A 25,837-nucleotide genomic window follows, 5' to 3' on the forward strand; every position below is an offset into this window, starting at 1 on the left:
TTTACAAGAACACCTTTGCCATTTTCTTACATATTAGATTGCCGAAACTATCAAGGTAAATGGCTGAACATGACATTGTTTTTATGCATTTATGTTTCTATGATGCTGAAAAAGCAATATAAGTAGAGTAAATATTCCAATGTCATATACCTTAAAAGGATTGAAAATTCTAGACTTTTCTACATTATTACCAGGCCCATTCGCGACATTATATCTGGCTGATCTCGGCGCCGAGGTTGTGCATATTGAATCACCGACCCGCCCGGACCTGTTGCGATTAATGCCCCCCTTTGCCAATGGACAGGCCACTTCACAGAGTTATCTGAACCGAAACAAGCAATCGGTAGCACTGGATTTGAAAGATCCGACCAATATCGAATTGGTCAAATCCAAGGTTGCAGATTATGACATTGTGATTGAGCAATTCCGTCCCGGCGTGATGCAAAGGCTTGGGCTGGACTACTCAACCTTAAGCGAAATTAACCCCAAATTAATTTACTGTTCCATCACTGGCTATGGCCAAACCGGTACTTACAAAGCGAAAGCAGGACATGATATTAACTATCTGGCCTTGTCCGGTATTGCTGGACACAGTGGCCGGATCGAAAGTGGGCCACCTGCTTTAGGCATTCAGGTTGCCGATGTAGCCGGTGGTTCTATGCATGCCGTGATTGCAATTCTGGCGGCAGTGATCGAACGCCAGCGCAGCGGTAAAGGTCAATATATTGATATTTCCATGACCGATTGTGTGGTCACCATGAATAATCTGGCCGCATCCGCCAGTCTGGCTGGCAATCAGCATCAACGACCTGAGTCTGGCTATCTGAATGGCGGGACTTTCTATGACTATTATGCAACACAGGATGGACGTTATCTGTCGATTGGCAGTCTGGAACCTCAATTTATGCAGGGATTGGCACAGGCTTTAGAACTGCCGATTATTCTAGAAAAAGGCAATTCTTTTGCTCCAGAAGATCGTGCTGCGGTGAAACAGGCAATTCAAAATAGAATAAAGTCAAAACCATTAGCGGAATGGCAAACACTATTCGCAGCGCTGGATGTCTGTGTCGAGCCGGTGCTAAAACTTGAAGAAGCTTTACATTCTGATTTAGCGCAACAGCGAGAATGGCTAGTACAGGTTCCATTAAAACCCGATAGTCAGCAGACCGAAGCACAACTGGCCTGTCCGATTAAATTTTCACGTTCAAAGATACGTTATGATTTTGTCGGTCAGTTTTTGGGTGAGAGTGAAAAATGGTAATATTTTTAATTATTTAAAAGACAAAAAAGGGTAAAAGATTGAAATATCACTATATGAAGATAACTGCTAACGATTGATGAATTAAAGCGTTATTGCTTTAAAACTACACTAAATGCGCTAAACCGTGATATCAGTGAAACTTTGGCAGGCTTATCAATAAAACAGCTATGAAATATGTATAAAAAGCATTTTATTGATAGGTTTAATCTCGCTATCCTTGCGATCGATATAATAGAAACTACTAGCAGCTGTACGCCATGTATTTATATACTGATTTCGATCAGCAACTGATTAATGAACGTGTTGCACAGTTCCGTGACCAAACGGAACGTTATTTAGCCGGCAAACTCACCGAAGATGAGTATCGTCCGCTTCGTCTGCAAAATGGTCTGTATGTGCAGCGTTATGCGCCGATGTTACGTATTGCAGTGCCTTATGGTTTGATGAACTCAAAGCAACTGCGTAAAGTGGCTGATTTGGCTAAAGAATATGACCGTGGTTACGCGCATATTTCGACCCGTCAAAACATCCAGTTTAACTGGCCGGCACTGGAAAACGTGCCAGATATGCTGGCTGAACTGGCGACCGTGCAAATGCATGCGATTCAGACTTCAGGCAACTGTATCCGTAATACCACGACGGATCAGTATGCCGGTGTAGTGGCTGGTGAAATTGCCGATCCGCGTCCGACCTGTGAATTGATCCGTCAATGGTCAACTTTCCATCCGGAATTTGCCTTCTTGCCACGTAAGTTCAAGATTGCAGTCTCTGCGCTTGAAGAAACCGATCGTGCCGCCACTGCATTTCACGATATCGGTGTATATATTGTGCGTAATGAAGCCGGCGAAATGGGCTATAAAATCAAAGTGGGTGGTGGTCTTGGCCGTACTCCAGTGATTGGCAGCTTTATCCGTGAGTTCCTGCCACGTGAAGACTTGATTGCTTATCTTGAAGCAGTGCTTCGTGTGTATAACTTGCATGGTCGTCGCGACAACAAATATAAAGCCCGTATCAAAATTTTGGTCAAAGCTTTAACGCCAGCGGTATTTGCTGAGAAAGTTGAAGCTGAATTTGCGCATACTGTTAAGACTTTGAAAATCGATGCAGACACCTTGGCAAAAATGGATGAAAACTTCACCCCATTTGATTATCAAGATTATGCAGATGAAGATTTTACTGAATTGTTTGCGCAATATCCAAAATTCAAACAGTGGTTCAATATCAATACCAATGCCCATAAAGTGAAAGGTTATCGTATTGTGACGATTTCACTGAAACGTGCCGGCATTGCACCGGGTGATGTCAGCACTGAAGAAATGAACCTGATTGCAGACCTTGCCGATCAGTACACTTTCGGTGAATTACGTACCACGCATGAACAAAATATCTCGCTGGTCGATGTGCCGCAAAAAGATTTGTTTGCTGTATGGCAAACCCTTGAACAAAACAATCTGGCACGCGCGCATATCGGTTTCTTGACCGACATCATCTGCTGCCCGGGCGGTGATTTCTGTTCATTGGCCAATGCAAAATCGATTCCGATTTCTGAAGCGATTTCACGCCGTTTTGATGATCTGGATACCATTTACAACTTGGGTAAACTGGACTTGAACATCTCTGGTTGTATGAATGCCTGTGGTCATCACCATGTCGGTAATATCGGGATTTTGGGTGTTGATAAAAAAGGCGCTGAATTCTACCAGATCACGCTTGGCGGTAATGCAGACCATGATGCCTCAATTGGCGACATTCTTGGGCCGTCATTTGCAGCAGATGTAGTGCCGGATATTGTAGAAGAAATTCTTAATACCTATCTTGATCTACGTCAGGATGCTGAAGAGTTTATCGATACTTATCGCCGTGTTGGCATCCAACCATTCAAGGAGCGTGCATATGCTTAATACCGCACTCGCAGTGCTCTCTAAAGATGGCACAGTGACAGAAAATACTTATCAGCTCATCGGTGAAGAGGGTGTTTTACCACAAGGTGATGTGGTCCTGACGGTAGATCAGTTAGATCAACTTCGCCATGTTTCAGGTAAAAAAGCATTGTACTTAACCGTTGATGCTTCACCTGAAAGCAATGAATTTCCGCTAGCTCAATTAGATGCAATCTTTATTGAATTCGCCGGTTTTAATGATGGCCGTGGCTATTCATTTGCAGCACTTTTACGCCGTCAAGGTTTTCAAGGCGAACTTCGTGCCACTGGTGATGTATTCAAAGATGTGTTGAACTACATGAAGCGTTCTGGTTTCGATACTTTCGTGATTAAAGAAGGTAAAGACATTCAGGAGGCGGCTGCCGGTTTAAATGATTTTAAAAATCCGTACCAGGCATCGACCGCGGTGAATCAGGCAAATTATCAAACAGGTGCCTAACCTGAGGGTTAAAAAGCTTGTCTGTAAATAAGTCTATTTTTCTTATAAACAAAAAGCCTGCAATGCAGGCTTTTTGTTTGCTTTAGACGATAGATATGATTGTTTCTATACTATCCTGAATGCTTTAAATTGCTGCGAATTGCTGTAGCATAAGTATCTTTATGCTGAGAGTAACGCGAGCAGAGCGCTAATTTTCGAGTATGCAAAATCAATCAAGAGGGCGATTTTAATGGGATCGTCATCTGATTTATTTTTTTAATTTTTTCATGATGAAGTGACTTGTCTTTATGCAAAATTCTATCCGTATTGGTATTGCTGGTTATGGCAACTTGGGTCGTGGCGTTGAAACCGCCATTCAAAAGAATCCAGATTTACAACTTGTGGGTATTTTTACCCGTCGTGCGCCTGAAACGGTATCTCCTTGTTTCGCAGCAACCCAAGTGTTCCATATGGACTCACTGACAGATTTCCAAGATAAAATTGATGTGTTGATTTTATGTGGCGGTTCAAAAGACGACTTACCGCAACAAGGTCCGATCTTGGCCAGCCAGTTTAATATTGTCGATAGTTTTGACACCCACGCACGTATTCCTGAATATTATGTAGCGGTCGATGCACCTGCAACAGCCAGCAAGAAAACTGCGATGATCTCCATTGGTTGGGATCCAGGCATGTTCTCGATCAATCGCTTATTTGGTGAAGCTTTACTACCAGACGGTGAAACCTATACTTTCTGGGGCAAAGGCTTAAGTCAGGGTCATTCAGATGCCATTCGTCGTGTAGAAGGTGTGAAAGCAGGGGTGCAATATACCATTCCTTCAACAGAAGCAATTGAGAAAGTACGTAGTGGTGTTCGTCCAGTATTAACGACCAAAGAAAAACATACCCGTGAGTGTTATGTGGTGCTTGCAGAGGGTGCAGATGCAGAAGCAGTGAAGCAAGCGATTGTGACCATGCCGGATTATTTTGCCGACTATGACACGACTGTGAATTTCATTGATGAAGCAACTTTAGCACAAGATCACCAACGTATGCCGCATGGTGGTTTTGTGATTCGTAGTGGAAACACCAGTGATGCACATAAACAAGTGCTTGAGTTTTCATTAAAACTAGAAAGTAATCCAGAATTTACAGCCAGCGTTTTAGTTGCTTATGCACGTGCAACTTATCGTTTAAATCAAATGCAGCAGTATGGTGCAAAAACAGCATTTGATGTGGCACCGGGCTTGTTGTCAATGAAATCACCTGAGCAACTTCGTAAAGAAATTCTTTAAGTCTTATCATTTAAAGTACAGCTTTGAATATTTGACGATAAAAAGCCTCCAATTGGAGGCTTTTTGATTTCTAAAATTCCCCCTCCTTTATTAAAGGATGAGGAACGATGTTCCGCAAGAGGGGAGGATTTCTAAAATCCCTCTAAATCTCTCTTTTAAAAGGGAGACTTTTAATTAAAGCAACTCAATCGCCACAGCAGTCGCTTCACCGCCACCGATACAAAGTGCAGCAATACCACGTTTACCACCGGTACGTTTCAGCGCATGAATCAAAGTCAGGATAATACGTGAACCGGTTGAACCGACAGGATGACCGAGGGCACAGGCACCGCCGTTAATGTTGACTTTTTCAGGATCAAGCTTGAACTCATCCATTGGACACATGGTCACCATGGCAAAGGCTTCATTGATTTCCCAGAGGTCGACATCTTGAGCATTCCAACCTGCTTTATCGAGAACCTTTTGAATTGCACCCACTGGCGCTATGGTAAATTCAGAAGGATGCTGTGAATTTGAAGCATAGGCAACAATTTTGGCCAAAGGATTTAAACCTTTTGCTGCGGCATGATCCGCTGAGCTAATCACCAGAGCTGATGCACCATCAGAAATTGAGCTGGCATTGGCAGCGGTAATGGTACCGTCTTTGGCAAAGGCTGGACGCAGGGTTGGAATTTTATCAATATTGGCATTGAACGGTTGTTCATCTTTATCAACAACCACATCACCTTTACGTGTTTTTACCGTAACTGCTACGATTTCATCAGAAAAATAGCCTTCATTCACAGCAGTTTGTGCACGTTTCAATGAGCGAATGGCGAAATCATCCATCTGTTCGCGAGTATAGCCTTTGGTATTTGCCATATCTTGGGCAAATGAACCCATCAAACGACCTGTCTCAGCATCTTCAAGACCATCTAGGAACATATGATCTTTAATTTCGCCATGTCCCATGCGGAAGCCGCCGCGCGCTTTTGGCAATACATAAGGCGCGTTGGTCATTGATTCCATCCCCCCTGCAACCACAATATTTGCAGAACCGGCTTTAATCATATCGGCTGCTTGCATCACCGCTTTCATGCCAGAACCACAGAGTTTGTTAATGGTCACAGCACCCGTTGAATCCAGAAGGCCGGCTTGACGCATCGCTTGACGGGCAGGACCTTGTTTCAAACCCGCAGGAAGGACACAACCCATAATGACTTCTTCAATATCTGCTGCTTGTAAGCCTGCGCGAGCAATCGCTTCTTTAATTGAAGCCGCACCCAGTTCAGGTGCAGTTACACTGGCAAGGCTACCCTGAAAGCCACCCATGGCTGTGCGTGCACCATTGACAATTACGATATCAGTCATTGTTATATCTCCGTATGAGTTTTAATCAATTTTTCAAACATAAGCAGTATATTGAAAAAAACTCAGGATTGAAGCGCTAATCGCAGTCAATCATAAACTGCATAGTTCTGTTAGCAAGAAGGGAGACTTTCTACCCGGATATGTCCCATTTTACTCAGTACAATACGCTGTTGACTTGAAAGTTGAGCAGAACAATAATAGAAACTGCCATTCGAACCAATCGGAAGGGCGGTATGTGCCTGATAGGTGACACTTGGTGAACTTAATGCGCCTCGCCAACTAAGGTTGCCATATTTAAGATTCAAAGCATCAATGTGTAAAATTTGTTCGCCCGCATCGACTTGCCGATTTTTATTTTTATCAATAAAGACCAGCATATTCTTATTCCATTGGTTAGATTGACAAGTCAGGGAATCCTGGCTTGGACAGATGACAATATTCTGATGAAACACTGCTGCCTGGCTGCGTGCATAGCGGTTAATCGCAGATAATTTGATTGGGATATTTTTGGCTTCCTGTTTGGAACGATACTCATGAAAGTAAGGTAAAGCAATACTGGCTAAAATTGCAATCACTGCAATACAGATAATTAACTCAACAATAGTGAACGCTCTTGTTATTTTTTTATACATAGAGTTACCTGATTTATATATTATTTTTATAAGAAACATGTTATTAATTATGCGTTTTTTATGCTTTGTTGAGCGTGTAATTTGGTTGTTACTCAAATTTCAAGAAAGCGATTAAAAAATAATTGGCAATCACAATAGGTCATTCAGAATAAAAAATTGAGTAAAAAATTACTGAATTACAACGGAAATTGTAAGTAATTTTGTCAATAATTTACTTGATTAAATTAATCAAGCACTTGGAAAAATAATAAAGTGTTTGTATGATGCCATGTGAATAGCTTAAGAATAAAACTGGGGTAATAAAAAGCCTATCTCAGGATGGCCTATTACGGGCTTGAGCTTGAACAACAATTGTTATCTCTGGAGGATAAATCCATGAAAATGAGTCGTATTGCTTTAGCTATGCTTGTAGCTGCACCTTTTGCTGCTGCAAATGCAGGCGTAACTGTTACTCCGTTGATGTTAGGTTATACATTCCAAGACACTCAGCACAACAATGGCGGTAATGATGGTGAGCTTACAAGCAGCCCTGAATTACAAGATGATTTATTTGTAGGTGCAGCTATTGGTGTAGAACTTACTCCTTGGTTAGGTTTTGAAGCTGAATACAGCCAAGTTAAAGGTGATGTAGATTATGCAGCTCCTGGTGCAGAATACAAAGGTCAGAATATTGCAGGTAACTTCTACGCAACTTCTGATGTATTTACTGGCAACTATGACAGCAAAGTGAAGCCATACATGCTTCTAGGTGCTGGTCACTACAAATACGAATTTGAAGGTGTAAATCGCGGTACTCGTGGTAATGAAGAAGAAGGTACTCTAGGTAATGCGGGTATCGGTGCATTCTGGCACATCAATGATGCATTGGCACTACGTACTGAAGCTCGTGGTACTTACCACTTTGACGAAAAATTCTGGAACTATACAGCACTTGCTGGTCTTAACGTAGTTCTAGGTGGCCGTCTGAAGCCAGCTGCTCCAGTAGTAGAAGTTGCTCCAGTTGAGCCTGTAACTCCGGTTGCTCCAGCTCCACAAGAGTTGACTGAAGACCTGAACATGGAACTTCGTGTGTTCTTTGATACCAGCAAATCAAACATCAAAGATCAATACAAACCTGAAATCGCGAAAGTTGCTGAGAAGCTAGTTGAATATCCAAACGCTACTGCTCGCATCGAAGGTCACACTGATAACACTGGTCCACGTGCACTAAACGAACGTTTGTCTCTGGCTCGTGCTAACTCTGTTAAATCTTCACTTGTGAATGAATACAACGTAGATGCATCTCGCTTGTCTACTCAAGGTTTCGCTTGGGATCAACCGATTGCTGACAACAACACTAAAGAAGGTCGTGCTATGAACCGTCGTGTATTCGCGACAATCACTGGTAGCCGTACTGTACTAGTTGAAGGTCAACAACAAGCTCAATAATTAATTATTGAATTGTTAAAAAAGCGGCTCCTATGAGCCGCTTTTTTTATATCTGAATTTTGACTACACTGAGTCATTAAAGATGTAATTGAGTGATAACATGGGTGTTGAAATTCCTGAAGATTTACAAAATCTGGAAGCCAATAGCGGAATTTTCTCGATCTGGATGATTTTCCATCATTATGGAATTGACCTGCATATTCCGGACTTGGTTCAGCTCTGTCGTCACAATCCGGAAATGGGAACTTCAACTATTGCCCTTACAGTGGCTTTGCAGACGCTGGGACTGGATGTTGCTTTTTTTAGCGAATATGATGCAGATAAACAGCCAGTCGAGCTTGATTTTTATCAACAAGCACAGACACTTAAAATACCTGTTGAAGAGCGTGTGATCTCTTGTGCAGAAATCCAGCAGCAGGTGGAAGCAGGCCGTTTCGTGATTGTTTTCTACGATACCTTAGAAGGGGTCGGTAATCATTCATTGATCTATGCAATAGATGAACATGAGATCAGTTTCTTTGACAGTTTTGATGCGATGCCGGCAGATGTATTCGAGCAGCAGCGTCAGGCAGAGGGGATCTGTCAGCAAGTGATTGTGATTGATGACCGTAATTTTGTCATGCGGCATAACTAATCTAAGAAATTAAAAAATCAGCCTGTAGGCTGATTTTTTAATTTATGATGGTTTATTCCTGATCAAGTTTCATAGGTTGTACATCCATCTCTTGATAAGACACCAGTTTGGATTTTTTCTTCCATTTGTATCCGAACCAGATTGCCAAGAACAATGGAATACTGATATAGGTCGAGAGAACCCCCATCCATTGACCTGCCAGAACATCCTGATAGTTTTGACCAAGGACGACAATCGCACAGAGAATAAAAGCAAACCAAGGAGCAAAGGGGAAGAACTTGGCGCGATAAGCCAGATCTTCCAGTTTGTAGCCTTGAGCCAAGTAACCTTTGCGGAAGCGATAGTGTGAAATCGCAATCCCGAGCCAGACAATAAAGCCGCACATGCCCGACATATTGAGTAGCCAGTTAAAGACTTCCTGTTCACCGAAGAAGGTGGTCAGGAAACACAGTGCTGCGATTGCAGTGGTGGCATACAGGGCATTCATCGGTACACCGCGTGGATCCAGACGGCCAAACAGTTTTGGCGCACTACCTTTACGTGCCATATCAAATAGCATGCGCGTAGAGGAATACATGCCTGAGTTACCCGCAGACAGAATGGCTGTCAAAATCACCGCATTCATAATGCTCGCAGCAAAGGCAAAGCCGGCCTTTTCATAGAGCAGGGTAAAAGGAGAAAGCGCAATATTGTCGGTCGCAGCCGCCTGTAATAAGCGTGGGTCATTGTAGGCAATCAATGTGCCGATAATGAAAATACACACGATATAAAATAACAGGATACGCCAGAAAATCTGCTTGATTGCCACCGGAATGGTTTTCTTTGGATCTTTCGATTCGCCCGCAGCCACCCCGACCATTTCGGTTCCCTGAAAGGAGAATCCGGCAATCATCGCCACGCCAATTAAGGCTTGGAAACCACCGACAAAAGGTGCGTCACCAATACTCCAGTTGGCAAATGCTTCTGCGCCTGGGGTCAGCATAATCTTCACGATCATCCAGATACCGATAATGATAAAGGCAATAATCGCGACAACTTTCACCAGAGAGAAGAAGAATTCAGATTCACCAAAGCCTTTAACTGTCAGGGCATTAATCCCAAAAATAATGGCCAGGAAAATTGCACTCCAATAAACACCAGGAATATCGGGAAACCAGAATTTCATGATGAACTGAACGGCAACCAGCTCAAAAGCTACGGTAATGGCCCAGTTGTACCAGTAGTTCCAGCCCAAAGCGAAACCAAAACCGCCCTCGACATATTTAGTGCCATAAGTGAAAAATGCACCCGAGGTAGGATTATGCGTAGCGAGTTCGCCCAAACTGGTCATCAAGAAATAAATCATGACACCAATCAGTGCATAAGCAAGTAGTGCTCCGCCTGGCCCGGCATTGGCAATGGTCGCACCCGAGGCCAGGAATAGACCTGTACCGATGGATCCGCCAATGGCGATCATATTCAGATGACGAGCACCCAGCTTACGCTGCAGCTGCATCGTATTTTGCGTTTCGCTCATCACGATTCCTTAACATTTTTTTGTGTGCTAGCGAACAGCACTTTAAAGCCTTGTTGATCCGCTTTCACTGTGCAGCGACCAAAGTTTTGTTCAATCAGGGTCGGGTAGTTTAAGAAACGGTTGGCCACGATCCAAAGCTCGCCACCTGATTTTAAATGACGACGCGAAGTTTTACACAAGGTTTCGCTGGCCGTGTAATCGGTCTCGATTCCCATATGAAAAGGCGGATTACTGACAATGGCATGCAAGAACAAGGGTGCATCAGCAATGCCAGTGACCGCTTTAATTTCGATCTGTTCAGGGCTAAGCTGGTTTTCATCAAAGGTCATTTGGGTGGAGGCCAGCGCAAAGGCATCCACATCCATGGCGAAAATCCGGTTTTTCGGATTCAACTTTGCCAGATACGCACTAATCACACCTGCGCCACAACCAAAGTCAGCGATTTTACCCGAGGTAACTTGTGACAAATAAGGTAATAAGGTGGCAGTCCCAATATCTAAACGGTTTTGACTAAACACGCCCGGCAGGGCACAAATATTCAGGTCACCATTCGGGGTCGAGACGCTATAACGCTGTGCCCAGTCTGCAAGTGATTTTTTCTCGACCGTGTGGTCTAGAACCAGTTGCCAAAGCTGGCAATGACGTGCGCTATCCAGTTTGAGGGTTTTACCATAAGGCTGCAACTGTTTGGCTGCACGCTCTATCCCGCCTTTCTTTTCACCAACCAGGAAAATACTGCTGCCCGGTTTAAGTTGTGCTGCCACATTATGCAGTAAATAATTGAGCAGTTCTTTAGACTTGGGTACAAAAATAACCGCCTGATCAAACTCAGCTTCAGGCATCTCTGCGCCAAAGTGGACATCTGCTTGTTGCGACTGGAAATATTGAAAATCATTAAAATTCCATGTCCAGACAGCGGGATTGATAGAGGCATCGAATTCAGCGAGTAGATCATCTGTCGGTGCATTAATGAGTAAGATGCGACCCGACAAAAAATCATATTGTCTTAATAAAACTTCGCTTTTAGGATCCATAGGTATCTCTCCAATATAAAGAACACTGCCTAAGTCTGACCTAGACAGTGTTCTTTGGACATGAAATTACTTCTTTGTTTCAGGAAGTACAACATTCAGAATAAGGGCAGCAATACCGCCAGTGGCAACGCCTGAGCTAAAGATATTACGGAATAACTCAGGAAGATGCTCAAGAATTTGTGGAACTTGTGCAACACCTAAACCCAGTGCCAGTGAAATCGCAATAATCAGCAGGGCACGGCGGTCCAGATGTACGCCAGACAGAATATTAATGCCGGAAGCTGCTACTGCACCAAACATCACCATCACTGCACCACCCAGTACCGCTTGCGGAACCGCCTGGATAATCCCGGCAACCGCAGGCAGCAAACCCAGAATGATCAGTAAAGCAGCAATCCAGATGCCGACATAACGGCTCGCTACACCCGTCAACTGAATCACACCGTTATTTTGTGCAAATACCGAACTTGGGAAGGTGTTAAAAATACCGGCAAGGAATGAATTGGCGCCATTGACCAGTACACCGCCTTTAATGCGCTGCATCCATTTTGGACCATCGACCGGCTGGTTAGAAAGCTTTGAGGTCGCCGTGATATCGCCAATCGCTTCTAAAGAGGTCACCAGATAAATGAATGCCATCGGAATAAACAGGCTCCAGGAGAAGCTTAAACCGAAATGCATTGGAGTTGGAATCTGTACCAGTGGGGCATCTTTTAAACCAGAAAAATCCAGATGGCCCATAAAGCCGGCCAGGATATAACCACAAACCAAAGCAATCAAAATGGCAGAACTTTTTACCCAGGTAATCCGGATACGGTTCAGGATAATGATCAGCGCCAAGACTGTGCAGGACATGATCAGGTTGTCTGCATTGGCAAAAGTTTTATCGCTCATGGCCTGATAACCACCGCCCATACTGATTAGACCTTCTTTAATTAAGGTTAAACCAATCAGAAGGACGACAATCCCGGTCACCAAAGGGGTAATCAGTTTTTTTATCCAAGGCAGAATCTGGGACACGCCCATTTCAATAAATGCACCTGCAATCACCACACCAAAAATTGCTGCCATGACTGACTCAACTGGCGTACCGGCAGCAACCATGGCTGAACCAATACCAATAATTGGGCCGATAAAGTTAAAGCTGGTTCCCTGAACAATCAACAGACCGGCACCAAAAGGTCCGACTTTTTTAGACTGTAAAAAAGTCGCGATACCTGAGATCACCAGGGACATGGACAAAATCATGTTGGTGTCTTCTTTGGATACCCCAAGTGCCAGACAAATTAGCAAGCCAGGGGTCACGATCGGGACAATAATTGCCAATAAATGTTGGAATGCAGCTAAAAAAGCAATAAATGGTTTTGGACGATCATCCAGACCATATACCAGGTCGAGTTGATCTTTAGGAGGAGGAGATTGATTAAAATCAGACATGTGTCAATGCAAATTAAGGCAGGGTGGCGCTATTCTAATCGAGTTACACGCCTTTACAAAATCAAAAAAAGCCCATCTCCTTAAAAAAAGTTGAGGAGTGTGGTAACAGTGACTATAAAAGTTTTGTATTTTTCTGTATAATTTGCCCTCAAATTACATACGCATTGAATTTACATGTCAGATATTAAAACTCTCCGTAACATCGCCATTATTGCGCACGTCGATCATGGTAAAACCACTCTTGTAGACAAACTTTTGCAACAATCAGGTGCTCTCGGTGATCGCGCGGGTGAGATTGAGCGTGTCATGGATTCTGGCGCTATCGAAAGTGAACGTGGTATTACCATTCTTGCAAAAAACACTGCAATCAAATGGTTAGATAAACGTACAGATACCGAATACCGCATTAACATCGTGGACACCCCGGGACACGCCGACTTCGGTGGCGAAGTTGAACGTGTAATGTCGATGGTTGACTGCGTATTGCTTCTTGTCGATTCTCAAGAAGGTCCAATGCCACAAACTCGTTTCGTAACGCAAAAAGCGTTCGCACGTGGTTTGAAGCCAATCGTAATTATCAACAAGGTTGATAAACCAAGCGCGCGTCCAGACTGGGTGATTGACCAGGTATTCGATTTGTTCGATAACTTAGGTGGTTCTGACGAACAGTTAGACTTCCCGGTCGTTTATGCATCTGGTCTTCGTGGTGTGGCGGGTCCTTCTCCAGAAGAACTTGCTGACGACATGACACCATTGTTCCAAACAATTGTAGACATCGTTGAACCGCCAGCAGTTGACGTTGATGGTCCATTCCAAATGCAAGTGTCTTCACTTGACTATAACAGCTTCGTAGGCGTTATCGGTGTTGGTCGTATTCAACGTGGTTCAGTTAAATTGAACACGCAAGTGACTGTAATCGACAAAGAAGGCAAGACACGTAACGGTCGTATCTTAAAAATCATGGGTTATCATGGTTTAGATCGTGTGGACATCGAAGAAGCCAATGCAGGTGATATCGTTTGCGTAACGGGTATCGATGCATTGAACATTTCTGACACGATTTGTGATCCGAAAGCTGTTGAAGCGCTTCCACCGCTTTCTGTAGATGAACCTACAGTCACAATGACATTCCAGGTAAACAACTCACCGTTTGCTGGTAAAGAAGGTAAATTCGTAACTTCACGTAACATTCGTGAGCGTCTAGATCGCGAATTGATCCACAACGTCGCATTACGTGTTGAAGACACTGACAGTCCTGACCGTTTCAAAGTGTCTGGCCGTGGTGAACTTCACCTTTCAGTTTTAATTGAGAACATGCGCCGTGAAGGCTTCGAGATGGGTGTATCTCGTCCGCAAGTCATCTTGAAAGAAATTGACGGTCAAATGCAAGAACCGTACGAAAACGTGACGTTTGACGTTGAAGAACAGCACCAAGGTTCTGTAATGGAGCAAATGGGCAGCCGTAAAGGCGAGATGACCAATATGGAAGTTGACGGTAAAGGCCGTATCCGTATTGAAGCAACTGTTCCTTCACGTGGCTTGATCGGTTTCCGTTCTGAATTCATGACGATGACTTCAGGTACGGGTATCATGACATCAAGCTTCTCGCATTATGGTCCAATGAAACAAGGCCAAGTTGCGAAACGTCAAAACGGTGTGTTGATCTCTATGGTTCAAGGTACTTGCCTGGGCTATGCATTGTTCACATTACAAGACCGTGGTCGTCTATTCGCTAAGCCTCAGTTAGAAGTTTACGAAGGTATGATTATTGGTATTAACTCACGTTCTGACGACATGACTGTGAACCCGACTAAGGCAAAACAGTTAACCAACGTACGTGCATCTGGTACTGATGAAGCATTAACACTTGTTCCTGCAGTTGAATATACGCTTGAACAAGCGCTTGAATTCATTGAAGATGACGAACTAGTTGAAGTAACACCGAAGTCAATCCGTATCCGTAAGCGTTATTTGACTGAAAACGAACGTAAACGTAACCGTTCAGGTAAATAATCTGTAGATTATTGATCTAAGATTCCTAAAGCCGCAATCTTTTCAAAGGTTGCGGTTTTTTGTATTAAAATTTTAACTAGAACCATAAAACTTATAAAAAACATCACCTTATGTGAAAATGAAATCACTTATAATTAATGTATAATTCATCACAAACTTTAAAATGAATTATTGGAGAAAAAATGAGTATTATTCAAGAATTTAAAGAGTTTGCTGTCAAAGGCAATGTGATGGACCTCGCGGTCGGTGTTATTATTGGTGGAGCATTTGGTAAAATTATTGATTCTTTTGTAAAAGATATCATCATGCCAATCGTTAGCTGGATTTTAGGTGGTGATGTTGACTATTCTAACTGGTTCCTGGTACTGGGTGATAATCCTAATAATGTCACTTCTTTGACAAATGCACAGGCTGAAGGCCTGAATGTATTTGCTTATGGTAACTTCCTAACGATTCTGATTAATTTCCTGTTGTTGGCATGGGTGGTATTCTTACTGGTGAAAATGATGAATAAACTTCGTCGTAAACAGGCAGAAGAAGCACCTGCACCTGAAGCCACCCCTGAAGATATCGAATTATTGCGTGAAATTCGTGATGAATTGAAAAAACGTCCTGAAGCATAAGCGTTCTGACACAAATAAAAAACGGCGCCTCTTGTGCCGTTTTTTTAATCCTCCTAAATCCCCCCTTTTGTTAAAGGGAGGTGGGGAGAGATTTATAAGATTAAAAATCCATCCGGAACTTAATTTCTACCAAATGAAAACCAAACTGGCTTTTGACCGGACCATGTAAGACCCGTTCAGCAGCCGTAAACACCAGCTTATCAATGACAGGCACCAGTTGGCCTTTTTTTACTTCGCCCAGTTCTCCGCCACGCTTGGCAGAATTACAGGTTGAATATTGTTTGGCGATTTTATTAAAGTCAGCGCCACTCAAAATCTTCTTTTTAAGCTGCTCGGCAGTTTCTTTATCTTTAACCAGAATATGACACACAATGGCTGTTTTCATGACTTTTCCCCTCGTACAGTTGCCAGTTTTTTGACAGGGAGTTGCATCTTTTTCAAAGGCTGACATTCTGGACAGAACACAGAAGCACGTTGTCCCAGTTTAATATTTTCAAGCGTGGTCTCACAGTTCACGCACATTTCCCCGGCACGACCATAGGCCAGCAGCGTTTGCTGAAAATAGCCATTTTCCCCCATGGCGTTGGTGTAATCCCGTAATGTCGACCCGCCTAAATCAATGGCCTGTTTTAATATGCGCTTGATTTCCAGCACTAATTTTTCGATCTGTGCCAAGCTTAAAGTCGAGGCGGGTTGTGCTGGATGAATGCCCATATTGAACAGACTTTCGGTTGCATAAATATTGCCGACACCTACCACCACATGGTTATCCATAATCGCAACTTTGGTGCCAACATTTTTATTTTTCAATTTTTCAAATAAATACTGAGAATTAAAATTTTCACTCAGGGGTTCTGGTCCCAGCGTATCAATCAGTTTGCTTTGTGACTGCGCATCCAGCCATAAAATACAGCCAAAACGACGCGGATCATGATAACGCAATTCAATATCATCAAACTGAATAATCAGATGATCATGTTTGCGTAATTCTTCAGTTGTTTCACACAAACGAAAGCTGCCAGACATGCCTAAATGCCAGAGCATGGTGTCGTGCTCAAACTCAGCCAGAATATATTTGGAACGGCGCGACAGGTTGAGTAATTTCTGCCCGACCAGCTTTTGTATATTTTCGGGAATGGGCCAGCGCAAACTTGACTGACGGATTTCAACCCGTTTTACACGTTGTTCTAACAAGGGTAATAAACTGGTTTTGGTGGTTTCTACTTCTGGTAATTCAGGCATAACACATCAGAGGCGAGGGAGATGCAGCTAATATTGGGCGAATTTACGGAGATTACAAGTCTTAATGGGGATGCAACCATTAGAAAATGACTGGGGATTTCATGTTTACTGGAGGTGTAAGAGCTTAAAGAATAAGCTGTTTTTTTGCATGTTTAGACCAAAAATTAAAGAAATAAAATAAATGCAAAAATAAATAAATCCTAAGTTTTTGAAAAACATATAAATAATTTAACTATTTTGAATAAAATTATATTTTTTGTATTAAGGCATAACTAAAAGTTTAATCAATAATAAAAAAAATAATAAGAATTTATAGGAAAAGTTATGTAAATTCATGCACCTAATAGCAATTTTAAAAACCTTGCTTGTTTTTCTCTCCGAATGTTTAGGTTTTACATGAAATATTTAGGTTTCGCTTTATTGCCATTAATGGCTGCCATGACAACCGCGCAGGCAGAATCTGCATTTGATCCGCAAGGTCAATATTTACTGGGGGACTGGAATGGTCAACGTACAGAACTGGCTCAGCAAGGAATTAAATTTGAAGCCAATCTGCTAACTGATACAGCCTATCTTGCGGATGGTGGCCGGAATGCAGGCGCAGATCCATTAACTTCTGCCCAGTTATGGTTGGGAACTCAACTGGACCTGGAAAAACTGGCAGGATGGAACGGTGTCACGGTACGTGCTGCAATGAGTGCGCGCCAAGGCCAAAGTACGTCTATCCGTGATTTGCAAGATCCATCAGCGCCACAGATGGCCAATGCACAAGGTACGTTTGGGCGTGGCAATCAGGATAGCCGTCTGAGTGAACTTTCGATTGAAAAGAATTATAAAGAGCAAGGACTGAGTATTAAGGCTGGCCGTTTGGGTCTGGGCATGGACTTTAATGTGATGGCCTGTGACTTTGCCAGTACAGCATTTTGTGCTGCGCAGATGGGTAAATGGCAAGGCAATATCTGGATGAACACGCCAGTATCACAATGGGGTGCGCGTATAAAGCAGCAGCTAAACCCTGAACTTGCAGTACAAGTCGGTATTTATGAGTTTAATCCGGACAATGGCAATGGTGCTAAAGAAGGTCAAGGCTGGAGTTTGGATACTAAGCATGCCGATGGCGTGACCATTCCAGCAGAAATTGTATGGACACCCAAATCACTCATCAATAACTTGCCAGGCAGCTACCGTGTCGGCGGGATGTACAATACTGCCGATAATCCCGAAAATCAGTTTGATATTGCTAAGGGTAAGGCCGATGGTGTGGGGATTGAGGGTAAAAACCGTACCTTTGCAGGCTGGTTAGCTGTAGAACAACAGTTAACGTCTAGAGGTCAGGGCCGTCAGGGTTTGCATTCATTTGCTAACTTTACCTGGCATGATCGCGATACTAACAAAGTGGATAATTCACAACAAATTGGTGTGAAATATATCGGTCTTGCGGACAGCCAGCCGAATGATATTTTAGGTCTGGCGGTCAATCGTGTACATATTAATGACCGGATCAAGAATCTGAATTTTGATGCGAGTGCAGAATACAATATCGAACTTAACTATAGCTATAATGCAACAAAGTGGCTGATGCTACGTCCAAACCTGCAATATGTAGTCAATCCAGGGGCAACCAACAACGTAGATAATGCACTGCTACTTGGTTTAACCAGCCGCATCATCTTCTAAAAAGTGATCGTTCACGTTATAACTAAACAGGCTTTTTAAAGCCTGTTTTTTATTGCCCGATCATACTTCACATGAATAAAGAGGGATTGCCACGTGACATTATTATTTCAACCGCTAAAGTTTGGTTCATTATCACTCAGCAATAAAATTATTATTGCACCCATGTGTCAATATTCAGCCACAGATGAGGGTGAAATCACGTATTGGCATGAGCAGCAATGGGCGAATTATGCGCTCTCTGGCGCCGGACTCTGTATTGTCGAGGCGACTGCTGTACAACCAGAAGGTCGTATCAGTTATGCAGACCTGGGATTGTGGAATGATCAGCAAGCTGCCCAGATCAAAGCATTATTGGCCAAAGTTAAATCTATATCGCCAATGCCATTTGCTATCCAGCTTGCACATGCCGGACGTAAAGCCTCTACAGATAAACCATGGGCAGGTAGAGGCCAGTTTAAACCGGATGAGGCACATGGCTGGCAAACTGTTTCTGCCAGTGATCTTCCTTTTCAGGCAGACGAACATCCTCCTAAAGCGCTGAATCAGGCAGAGATTGATCAGGTCATTGCAGACTTTGCAGAAAGTGCCAAACGCGCAGTTGATGCAGGCTTTGACCTGATTGAACTACATGCAGCACATGGTTATCTGTTACATCAGTTTATGTCGCCACTTTCCAATAAGCGTGAGGATAAATATGGTGGTTCACTGGAAAACCGGATTCGCCTGACGCTGGAAGTATTGCAAGCGATGAAGGCAGCAGTTCCGGAAGATTATCCAATCGGAGTGCGTATTTCAGCGAGTGACTGGATGGAGCATGAGGATAGCTGGAATATTGATTCTTCGGTTGAACTCTCTAAGGCCCTCGAAGCGGTGGGCGCAGCTTATATTCATATTTCCAGTGCCGGTTTACATGTCAAACAGAACATTGATGTGAAACCGAACTATCAAGTACCTTTTGCAGATACCATCAAAAAAGCCGTCAATATTCCGGTAATTGCTGTAGGTTTAATTACCGAAGCAGAACAGGCAGAACATATTCTGCAAAAAGGGCAGGCCGATGCCATCGCTATTGCACGCGCGATTCTCTACGATCCACATTGGCCTTGGCATGCAGCTGCGGCACTTGAAGAAAAACTAAAGATTTCACCCCAATATCTTCGCAGTGCCCCGCATGGTCTAAACCATCTGTTTGAGCCTTTTTAACAATCTTTTCTAAGCAGGAAGGTCGTATAATAGTCACTCATTGCAAATGAGGACGCTGCATTATGATTTTTGCGGTCATTGTGCCCATTTTTTTATTGTTGGCACTGGGTTATCTGACTGTAAAAAGTCAAGTGTTAGACAAAGAGCAAGTGGGTACAGTCGGTGCTTTTGTCATTAAAGTGGCGTTGCCTCTGCTGTTTTTCCAGTCTCTCGCCTCTAAAGACCTGCATGAAATCTGGTATTTTGAATACTTTGCGGTGTATAGCAGCGTAACTTTACTGCTCTATGGTAGCGGTTTCTGGATGATGCGCCGTTATTTTCAGAATACGCATTCGCAGAGTGCAGTATTGTCGCTGGGCGCCGCGATGTCGAATACCGGACTTATTGGTACGGCCGTGCTTAGTCTGTTAATCGGGCAGCAGGCCATGACTTATACTTCTCTGGTGGTCATCATTGAAAGTATGTTGCTGATTCCTTTGGTACTGGTCATGGCTGCGCTGGGAACACAGCATCAGGCAAATCTTGGCTCCATTTTTAAAAGTGTGGTGCTGACTTTAGTAACAAACCCCTTATTTATGGGGGTCGTACTGGGTATGGCCTGTGCGATTTTCCAGATTAAAATTCCGCTCTATATCGATCAGGTTTTTGCCTTGATCGGGCAGACAGCATCGCCATTGGCCTTGTTTGCAATTGGTGGCGGTATTGTGGGAATGAGCCTGAAATACGTTAATCTGCAAAGTTTCTATCTGGTGTTTTCTAACAACATTATGATGCCGCTGCTGATGTATCTTGGCCTCAGTCAATTGACCAGTTTAAGTCAGGAAATGGTTCATGCGGGTACTTTGATTGCTGCCTTACCGATGCCAACAATCTTCGGTATGTTGGGACAGGCCTATGGTTTAAATGATCGAGCCTTAACACCACTGCTGATGAGCACCATCGCTGGTTTTATCGTGACCAGCGGCTTGATTGCCTTGTGGTGGGGATAGCTCATTCCAGGATTGATTCTCTCCTTATAAAAAGCCCCATATTGGCATTTTCTTTTTTAAATTCATGATTATATTTTACAGGTAGAAAAGTCAGCCGCAACTGTTTGAGGAATGCGGTGTATTGCACCGCAAGATTAAAAATGATTGTTTTTGCGACAAATTTACCAGTGGATGCTGGCTGACGAGTTTTGCGATGAGAGTATGGCTCCGCAAGATGCCTTTCTTGCGAAGCTCCGCTTCTCATTGGGGCGAAACCAAATTAACTCTTTTTGGCAGGTATTTTTTTCTGCTCCGCCATCATTTTGTCTACTGCTGCCAAAGACTCTTTAGCCTGCGGAATATTTTGCTGTGCCAATGCAGCAAAGATTTTTTTCGCTTCAGGCAAGTTTTGCTGCACGATACTGCCATTGGCAAACATATTGCCGACTGCCATCAGGGCAGGGATATAGCCTTTTTTCGCCAGATCCTGAATACTGCTTAAACCTTGCTGAATCGGTTTTTCATCTTTGTTTTTAAAACCAGAGCTGATGTCATATAAGGCTTTGGCGTGAATCGCTTGCATATTACCTTTTGTGATTAATGGTTGCAGCTTTTGTAGTCCGATTTTATTTGAGGCAGGGGTATTTTCAGCAAATAACAGCACAACCAGATCTACACTGGCATCATCAAAATTGGCTGCTGAGGCACGTTCCAGATACTGTTTGGCTTTGCTTAAATCCTGCTTTAGTCCTAATGTACCCGCCGCATAATTTTTGCCCAGTACATAATTGGCCACAGGGTAACCTTTGCTGGCTGCCTGTTCATAGAGCTGGATGGCTTTTTTCTCGTCTTTGGCAGTGCCCTGGCCGGTCTGGGTTAAATAGCCTAAGTTATATAGGGCTTGGGCATTTCCCTGACTAGCCAATTGATTTAAAGCGTCATAGGCGCCTTTGAAATTATTGGCTTTCACCATGGCTTCAATTTTTACAAACTGGGGGTCAGCCTGATCTTTTACAGTATTTGCCAGAGTGAATTGCGCAGAAACTGCAAGAACAGTAGCGAGTATTAACTTTTTCATGGTTCCTATAACCTTATTATTGCTGGCACCTAAGTCCTTGGTGCGGTTTTAATCATTTTCACTTACATCATAAAAGGATTTTGTGCTTTGTAAATATACAATTTGTCATTAGAGTTCTTTCATAAATCATTTTTTAATTATTATAAATGAAATTCTATCTTCTTGTCGGAGACTTGCGCAGCATGCTCCTCCTCCCGAAGGGAGAAGGAACGTCCAACCTCTATTTAAATATGAATAAAATTATCATTTCTTGAGTTATGAAAGGGATTTAATCAAAATAAATCATCAAAGCAGGATATACCGATTTAACCAGATCACTGATCTGGATAACTTTCCTATCAATCATTCAGATATTGAAAGGATTACTTTGCTTAAAGGAACTTCTCTGGTTAAATCTCGGTTTAAATCAGCCTCCCAGGATTGAGCCATGTTTGTCAAAACGATTAAACGCCACTATGACAGAATTAACGTAGATGACACGATTGCGGATGAAGACAAGATTGACGCACTGCTGATGAAGCTCGGTGCAGAATTTTTGATTAGTCAGGAAGACCGGGTCTACACCTTTCAAAAAGGTGAATTAACCACAAAATTTGATGCCAAACATGCTCGTGCTTATCACTTCAAAGATTATGTGGTGAAAGATATGAATAAGCTGTTTCATGGTTTCTAAAACAAAAAAAGCCAAGAGTTAACTCTTGGCTTTTTTAGGGCCTAAACCGGAATTATTGCGGACGTGCTACATCACCGCTCAAAGCTTCAGGAAGTTTCAGAACCTCTAGACCCAACTCGGCCAATGCGTCAGGTTTGGCTACGACCAAGGCTTTATAGCCATCCTTCAGACTGATGCTATTCACGACTTCAACATTGTTGTTGAGCTGAGTGCCGACTACAGGTGCTTCACCCGTCGCTTGAATCAGATGCAGCCAATGTTTTGGCTTGGCTTTAAACCATAAGCGTGCAATGACTTCCTGACCTAAGTAACAACCTTTGTCATAGTGAATGCTTTCACGTTGATGTAAGCGCAATTCCTGTGGTTGAAACAGGGTCGCAGTGGCCGCCTGAATCCAGGCCTGACCTGATTCAATGGCTTGCTGCTCCCAGGTCGCCACATCGGTTTCAGTCGCAACAAAGTCAGTATGAATATCATTGATCACAGGATAAACCGCACCGACCAGTTCCAGTTTCATTTTTGAAAAGGCACCAAATTTTTTAATATGATTCGCCAGTTCAGTGGCCTGATCGTCAGTACTTACAATTTCAAAGTTTTCCGGACTGAGCTTTTTAAGCCATAAGCCAAATTGAATACGGCCTTTCAAGCTACAGATCGCGGTATAACGTGTCTGGTTTTCAGCCAATGTTTCAGTATTCAAAGTCACCTGACCTTGAAGGAATTTTTGTGCATCAACACCATTCAGACTAAACAATGTAAAAGCAGGAGACGTTGCCATGATAAGCCCCAGTTTGAATACTATAAATCAATGCAGTTATTGTGCAGCAAGCATCAAATAGAGGCAAACAAAAAAGCCAACAATCTAAATCATCGGCTTTTATGGAATGATAATATTTAGTGGTGATGGCTAGCCGGTAATGGCGAATCACAAGGGAATTTACCGCCACAAATCCGAACATATTCCATCATGCCCTGATCTTCATGATCGAGAATATGACAATGCTGTACAAAATCACCTTCAAATTTCTTGTAATGGCTGCGGACAATTACCTGATACCCCTGTTTAACAAAGATTGTATCTTTAAACTGTCCTTTTAAGCCGCGGTATTGAATATCTTCCAGATTAGGATTTGGATCTACTGCCAGCGGAATATCGCTGACATCCTTACCCGTTGGATCCAGTACTTTTACAATCTGGAAGGGGTTCACATGGATATGATAAGGATGATTCAGGTTATTACTGCTAAGAATCCATTCATCAATTTGCCCAAATTCCAGTTTCCGTACATATGCACCTTCTACTGCATCCGCGCCGGTAAAGAGGTCACCAAAACTATAGATTCCCTCAATATCACTGTAACGGTAGCCAAACTTACCATTTGGACCAAAGCTGGCATCGAAGGTTGAGCGTTGTGGTGGACGGTTCTTTAAGCGATTTTCAATTTCAGTGGTCATCAGCGATGGATGGTCGATAAAGGCAGAAAGTTTTAACTGTGAGAGCTGGGTCTGGATTTCTTTGTTTAAGCCAATTTTCTGTGCCTGAGCTTGTAAAAACTGGGCTGGCGTTTGCACTTTTAATTTACTCGCTTTGACATTCACCCATCCCAGTAGTTGGGCATTTAACGTATTACCCGGAGCGAGTTGAGGGGTAATTTGTCCGGATGTAGGGATGGCATTGATTTCATCATCAATGTTCAAGTTGGTGTCAAAAATACAGTATCTATTCGTGCTTGGAAAGGTGACCATCGCATCGTGACGGTAACCGGGTTGAAATATCGAGATTCTACGTGTCTGCACATGATCCATGGTTAAACCATCCTGAGCAATGGTATAGACCGGCAAGCTGGTGAGCTGATCAAAATCTGCTTTTTTGTCTTCTTCCTGGAATTCAGAACAAGCTTTAATGGTTTGTTCAGCGGTAAATTTTTGTGATTTTGGCAGTTCCTTAATAATAAGACCAAGGGTGTCGCGAACACCACCATGAATCATACGCCAGCGCTTAAACTGGTTTTGCTCAACTTGAATCTCGCCATGTACTTTGCCATTAATCGAGGTGTAATAATGATTTGCTCCCCATGAATTAAAGGCATTCAGGCCTTGATAATCTTCCAGCATACCGACTTCACCAGCATCACAATTATTGAGATTGGTTGTACCTGCCGGGTGAGTGCATCGATACTGAATTTGCTGAAACAGGAGGATATTTTCATTAGAATAGCTGTTCTTGCCTTTATCTTTCCACAGAATATCCATGTCTCCCGTCGATGTGATTTTGCCATTCCTGACTTGAGGAATACGGCTGCCTTCTACGATTAATGGGCCAGCCATGCCGCTAGAGACCTGAATAGCCGTTGAACCATGTAGATGAGCGTGATACCAGTAAGTACCCGCAGGATGATTTGGTTCCATTTTGAATTGATAGTCAAATTTTTCCTGTGGTTTGAACTTCAGGAAAACATTGTCGCTATTGCCTTGCGGGCTGACCCAGAGGCCATGAGTGTGCAGATTGGTGGTATTAAAACAATGCGGGTCATTCGCATCGAGAATATGTTCTGGGCAGGTTGCTGTGGACTCCGTGGGCAGTTGGTTATTCAAATGCACAGAAAAGGTTTCTCCCTGTTTGACCCGAATCTGTGGCCCAACCAGCCGGTCTTCGACATATTCACCTGCTTTTTTCTTATTAAATACACTGGGCTTGGTCACATAGCCACGGAGCACCAGTTGATCCCATGTTCCTTTTCTGGGGTTATACAACTTATCCATTTTATACGCGATGATCAGTTCGTATTTGCCTTTGGCATTTTTCTGTAGCAATGGCGGATTACTGATCAGAGAATCCGGTGCTGTTGGAGCAGGTGGTGGCTGAGTCGGGTTGTTTGGGTTACTTGGATTTGACGGATTATTTGGATTTGAAGGGTTATAAGGATTAGGAGGGTTTTTAGCTCCATTCCAGTTTGATGCCAGTACGGCTATGACCGCTGCTATGACACCGATAATCGCAAGCTGTAACATCGTAATCACCTTTATCTACTTTTGTGATGAGTATTGTTGTTGTGAAGTAATTACTGTTTAGATTTACTTAATTGAGAGAAAAACTGTTATCACCAAATTAGGGGAGGCAGATAAACGGTATGTCTAAAGTATTTTTTCTTTGGTGTTGAATGTGCTAATTTTTATGTAAATCTTTAATTATTCGATAATATTTATACATATAGGACTTACGCACTATTATTTATAGATTCTCTGTGGTAGCAGATGATTTTTATCGAGAATAAAGTCATCAATGACGTTTTTGATAACTGGTCTAAATAATTTCTTCTGCCAACGATATACATTTTCAAAGATCCGCTCAAACTGGTTCTTTTGTATCTCAACGTAGGCCATCAAGGCTGAAAAAATATGATTCAAAATCAGT

The 25,837-nt window shown here is 42.9% G+C and carries 23 protein-coding genes and 1 pseudogene; 12 read left to right on the forward strand and 12 right to left on the reverse strand.

From position 1 onward, the window contains the following. Window positions 1-139 precede the first annotated feature (139 nt). From FTU87_RS13975 to FTU87_RS13990, 4 genes are all read left to right on the forward strand, one after another. Window positions 140-1,261, forward strand: a complete 1,122-nt coding sequence (locus FTU87_RS13975; RefSeq protein WP_100354973.1) for a CaiB/BaiF CoA-transferase family protein — start codon at window positions 140-142, stop codon at window positions 1,259-1,261. Between the two features lie 257 nt (window positions 1,262-1,518). Further along, on the forward strand, window positions 1,519-3,162 hold the full coding sequence (locus FTU87_RS13980; protein ID WP_005098006.1) for a nitrite/sulfite reductase: 1,644 nt from the start codon (window positions 1,519-1,521) through the stop codon (window positions 3,160-3,162). Beyond that, entirely contained in the window at window positions 3,155-3,640 is a 486-nt protein-coding gene (locus tag FTU87_RS13985) for a DUF934 domain-containing protein (protein ID WP_005098005.1), read from the forward strand. Before FTU87_RS13980 ends, FTU87_RS13985 begins: the two co-directional genes overlap by 8 nt. Window positions 3,641-3,927: 287 nt before the next feature. Next, on the forward strand, window positions 3,928-4,914 hold the full coding sequence (locus FTU87_RS13990) for a diaminopimelate dehydrogenase (RefSeq protein ID WP_180097677.1): 987 nt from the start codon (window positions 3,928-3,930) through the stop codon (window positions 4,912-4,914). Window positions 4,915-5,088: 174 nt separating this feature from the next. Here the strand turns inward: FTU87_RS13990 and FTU87_RS13995 are convergent, their stop codons facing one another. Both FTU87_RS13995 and FTU87_RS14000 read right to left on the reverse strand, forming a co-directional pair. Next, window positions 5,089-6,264, reverse strand: coding sequence for a thiolase family protein (locus FTU87_RS13995; RefSeq protein WP_005098003.1), 1,176 nt, complete (start codon window positions 6,262-6,264; stop codon window positions 5,089-5,091). 110 nt (window positions 6,265-6,374) lie between these two features. Continuing rightward, entirely contained in the window at window positions 6,375-6,896 is a 522-nt protein-coding gene (locus FTU87_RS14000) for a GspH/FimT family pseudopilin (RefSeq protein ID WP_164543224.1), read from the reverse strand. 375 nt (window positions 6,897-7,271) lie between these two features. Between FTU87_RS14000 and omp38 the strand changes: the two genes are divergently transcribed. Both omp38 and FTU87_RS14010 read left to right on the forward strand, forming a co-directional pair. Then, window positions 7,272-8,324, forward strand: a complete 1,053-nt coding sequence (omp38, locus tag FTU87_RS14005) for an outer membrane protein Omp38 (protein ID WP_180097679.1) — start codon at window positions 7,272-7,274, stop codon at window positions 8,322-8,324. 100 nt (window positions 8,325-8,424) lie between these two features. Continuing rightward, window positions 8,425-8,958, forward strand: a complete 534-nt coding sequence (locus tag FTU87_RS14010; RefSeq protein ID WP_100329173.1) for a peptidase C39 — start codon at window positions 8,425-8,427, stop codon at window positions 8,956-8,958. A 52-nt stretch (window positions 8,959-9,010) separates the two neighbouring features. Here the strand turns inward: FTU87_RS14010 and FTU87_RS14015 are convergent, their stop codons facing one another. From FTU87_RS14015 to FTU87_RS14025, 3 genes are all read right to left on the reverse strand, one after another. Beyond that, window positions 9,011-10,474 carry an amino acid permease gene (locus tag FTU87_RS14015; protein ID WP_005097999.1) on the reverse strand — a complete coding sequence of 488 codons (1,464 nt, stop codon included), beginning with the start codon at window positions 10,472-10,474 and terminating at the stop codon, window positions 9,011-9,013. Continuing rightward, on the reverse strand, window positions 10,474-11,508 hold the full coding sequence (locus tag FTU87_RS14020) for a methyltransferase (protein WP_074383488.1): 1,035 nt from the start codon (window positions 11,506-11,508) through the stop codon (window positions 10,474-10,476). The genes FTU87_RS14015 and FTU87_RS14020 overlap by 1 nt, the downstream gene beginning before the upstream one ends. A 66-nt stretch (window positions 11,509-11,574) precedes the next feature. Beyond that, the gene (locus FTU87_RS14025; RefSeq protein WP_005097996.1) at window positions 11,575-12,945 is read right to left on the reverse strand and encodes a uracil-xanthine permease family protein; all 1,371 of its coding nucleotides are present in this window, start codon (window positions 12,943-12,945) and stop codon (window positions 11,575-11,577) included. 174 nt (window positions 12,946-13,119) lie between these two features. Between FTU87_RS14025 and typA the strand changes: the two genes are divergently transcribed. Both typA and mscL read left to right on the forward strand, forming a co-directional pair. Next, window positions 13,120-14,958, forward strand: a complete 1,839-nt coding sequence (gene typA, locus FTU87_RS14030; protein ID WP_100329172.1) for a translational GTPase TypA — start codon at window positions 13,120-13,122, stop codon at window positions 14,956-14,958. Between the two features lie 182 nt (window positions 14,959-15,140). Continuing rightward, on the forward strand, window positions 15,141-15,581 hold the full coding sequence (gene mscL / locus FTU87_RS14035; protein ID WP_074383487.1) for a large conductance mechanosensitive channel protein MscL: 441 nt from the start codon (window positions 15,141-15,143) through the stop codon (window positions 15,579-15,581). A 100-nt stretch (window positions 15,582-15,681) separates the two neighbouring features. Here mscL and FTU87_RS14040 read toward each other — a convergent pair whose 3' ends face one another. Next, entirely contained in the window at window positions 15,682-15,966 is a 285-nt protein-coding gene (locus FTU87_RS14040) for a peptidylprolyl isomerase (protein WP_180097681.1), read from the reverse strand. Next, window positions 15,963-16,823, reverse strand: a complete 861-nt coding sequence (mutM, locus tag FTU87_RS14045) for a bifunctional DNA-formamidopyrimidine glycosylase/DNA-(apurinic or apyrimidinic site) lyase (RefSeq protein ID WP_159516689.1) — start codon at window positions 16,821-16,823, stop codon at window positions 15,963-15,965. The genes FTU87_RS14040 and mutM overlap by 4 nt, the downstream gene beginning before the upstream one ends. Before the next feature lie 396 nt (window positions 16,824-17,219). On the opposite strand from mutM, the gene FTU87_RS14050 reads away from it, so the two are divergent. The 3 genes from FTU87_RS14050 (at window position 17,220) to FTU87_RS14060 (ending at window position 20,692) form a co-directional block, all read left to right on the forward strand. After that, on the forward strand, window positions 17,220-18,500 hold the full coding sequence (locus FTU87_RS14050) for a carbohydrate porin (RefSeq protein WP_180097683.1): 1,281 nt from the start codon (window positions 17,220-17,222) through the stop codon (window positions 18,498-18,500). Between the two features lie 93 nt (window positions 18,501-18,593). Next, complete coding sequence (locus tag FTU87_RS14055; RefSeq protein ID WP_100329168.1) at window positions 18,594-19,703, forward strand: NADH:flavin oxidoreductase/NADH oxidase; 1,110 nt, start codon at window positions 18,594-18,596, stop codon at window positions 19,701-19,703. A 62-nt stretch (window positions 19,704-19,765) separates the two neighbouring features. After that, a complete protein-coding gene (locus FTU87_RS14060; RefSeq protein ID WP_005097988.1) occupies window positions 19,766-20,692 on the forward strand; it encodes an AEC family transporter in 927 nt (308 codons plus the stop codon). Between the two features lies 1 nt (window position 20,693). On the opposite strand, the gene FTU87_RS14065 is transcribed toward FTU87_RS14060, so the two are convergent. Further along, window positions 20,694-20,936 carry a hypothetical protein gene (locus FTU87_RS14065; RefSeq protein WP_100535377.1) on the reverse strand — a complete coding sequence of 81 codons (243 nt, stop codon included), beginning with the start codon at window positions 20,934-20,936 and terminating at the stop codon, window positions 20,694-20,696. A gap of 15 nt (window positions 20,937-20,951) precedes the next feature. Next, window positions 20,952-21,749 carry a tetratricopeptide repeat protein gene (locus FTU87_RS14070; protein WP_180097685.1) on the reverse strand — a complete coding sequence of 266 codons (798 nt, stop codon included), beginning with the start codon at window positions 21,747-21,749 and terminating at the stop codon, window positions 20,952-20,954. A 427-nt stretch (window positions 21,750-22,176) separates the two neighbouring features. Here FTU87_RS14070 and FTU87_RS14075 point away from each other — a divergent pair, with 427 nt between their 5' ends. Next, window positions 22,177-22,422: a hypothetical protein gene (locus tag FTU87_RS14075; protein WP_074383483.1), complete on the forward strand. Its 246-nt coding sequence runs from the start codon at window positions 22,177-22,179 to the stop codon at window positions 22,420-22,422. Between the two features lie 52 nt (window positions 22,423-22,474). Here the strand turns inward: FTU87_RS14075 and FTU87_RS14080 are convergent, their stop codons facing one another. The 3 genes and pseudogenes from FTU87_RS14080 to FTU87_RS14090 form a co-directional block, all read right to left on the reverse strand. Continuing rightward, a complete protein-coding gene (locus FTU87_RS14080) occupies window positions 22,475-23,200 on the reverse strand; it encodes a folate-binding protein YgfZ (RefSeq protein ID WP_180097687.1) in 726 nt (241 codons plus the stop codon). 116 nt (window positions 23,201-23,316) lie between these two features. After that, window positions 23,317-25,434, reverse strand: coding sequence for a multicopper oxidase family protein (locus tag FTU87_RS14085; RefSeq protein ID WP_180097689.1), 2,118 nt, complete (start codon window positions 25,432-25,434; stop codon window positions 23,317-23,319). 216 nt (window positions 25,435-25,650) lie between these two features. Beyond that, window positions 25,651-25,837, reverse strand: a pseudogene (locus FTU87_RS14090) (IS701 family transposase); the annotation flags it as partial.

This window comes from Acinetobacter sp. YH12156, assembly GCF_013418235.1.
Lineage (GTDB): Bacteria > Pseudomonadota > Gammaproteobacteria > Pseudomonadales > Moraxellaceae > Acinetobacter > Acinetobacter pseudolwoffii.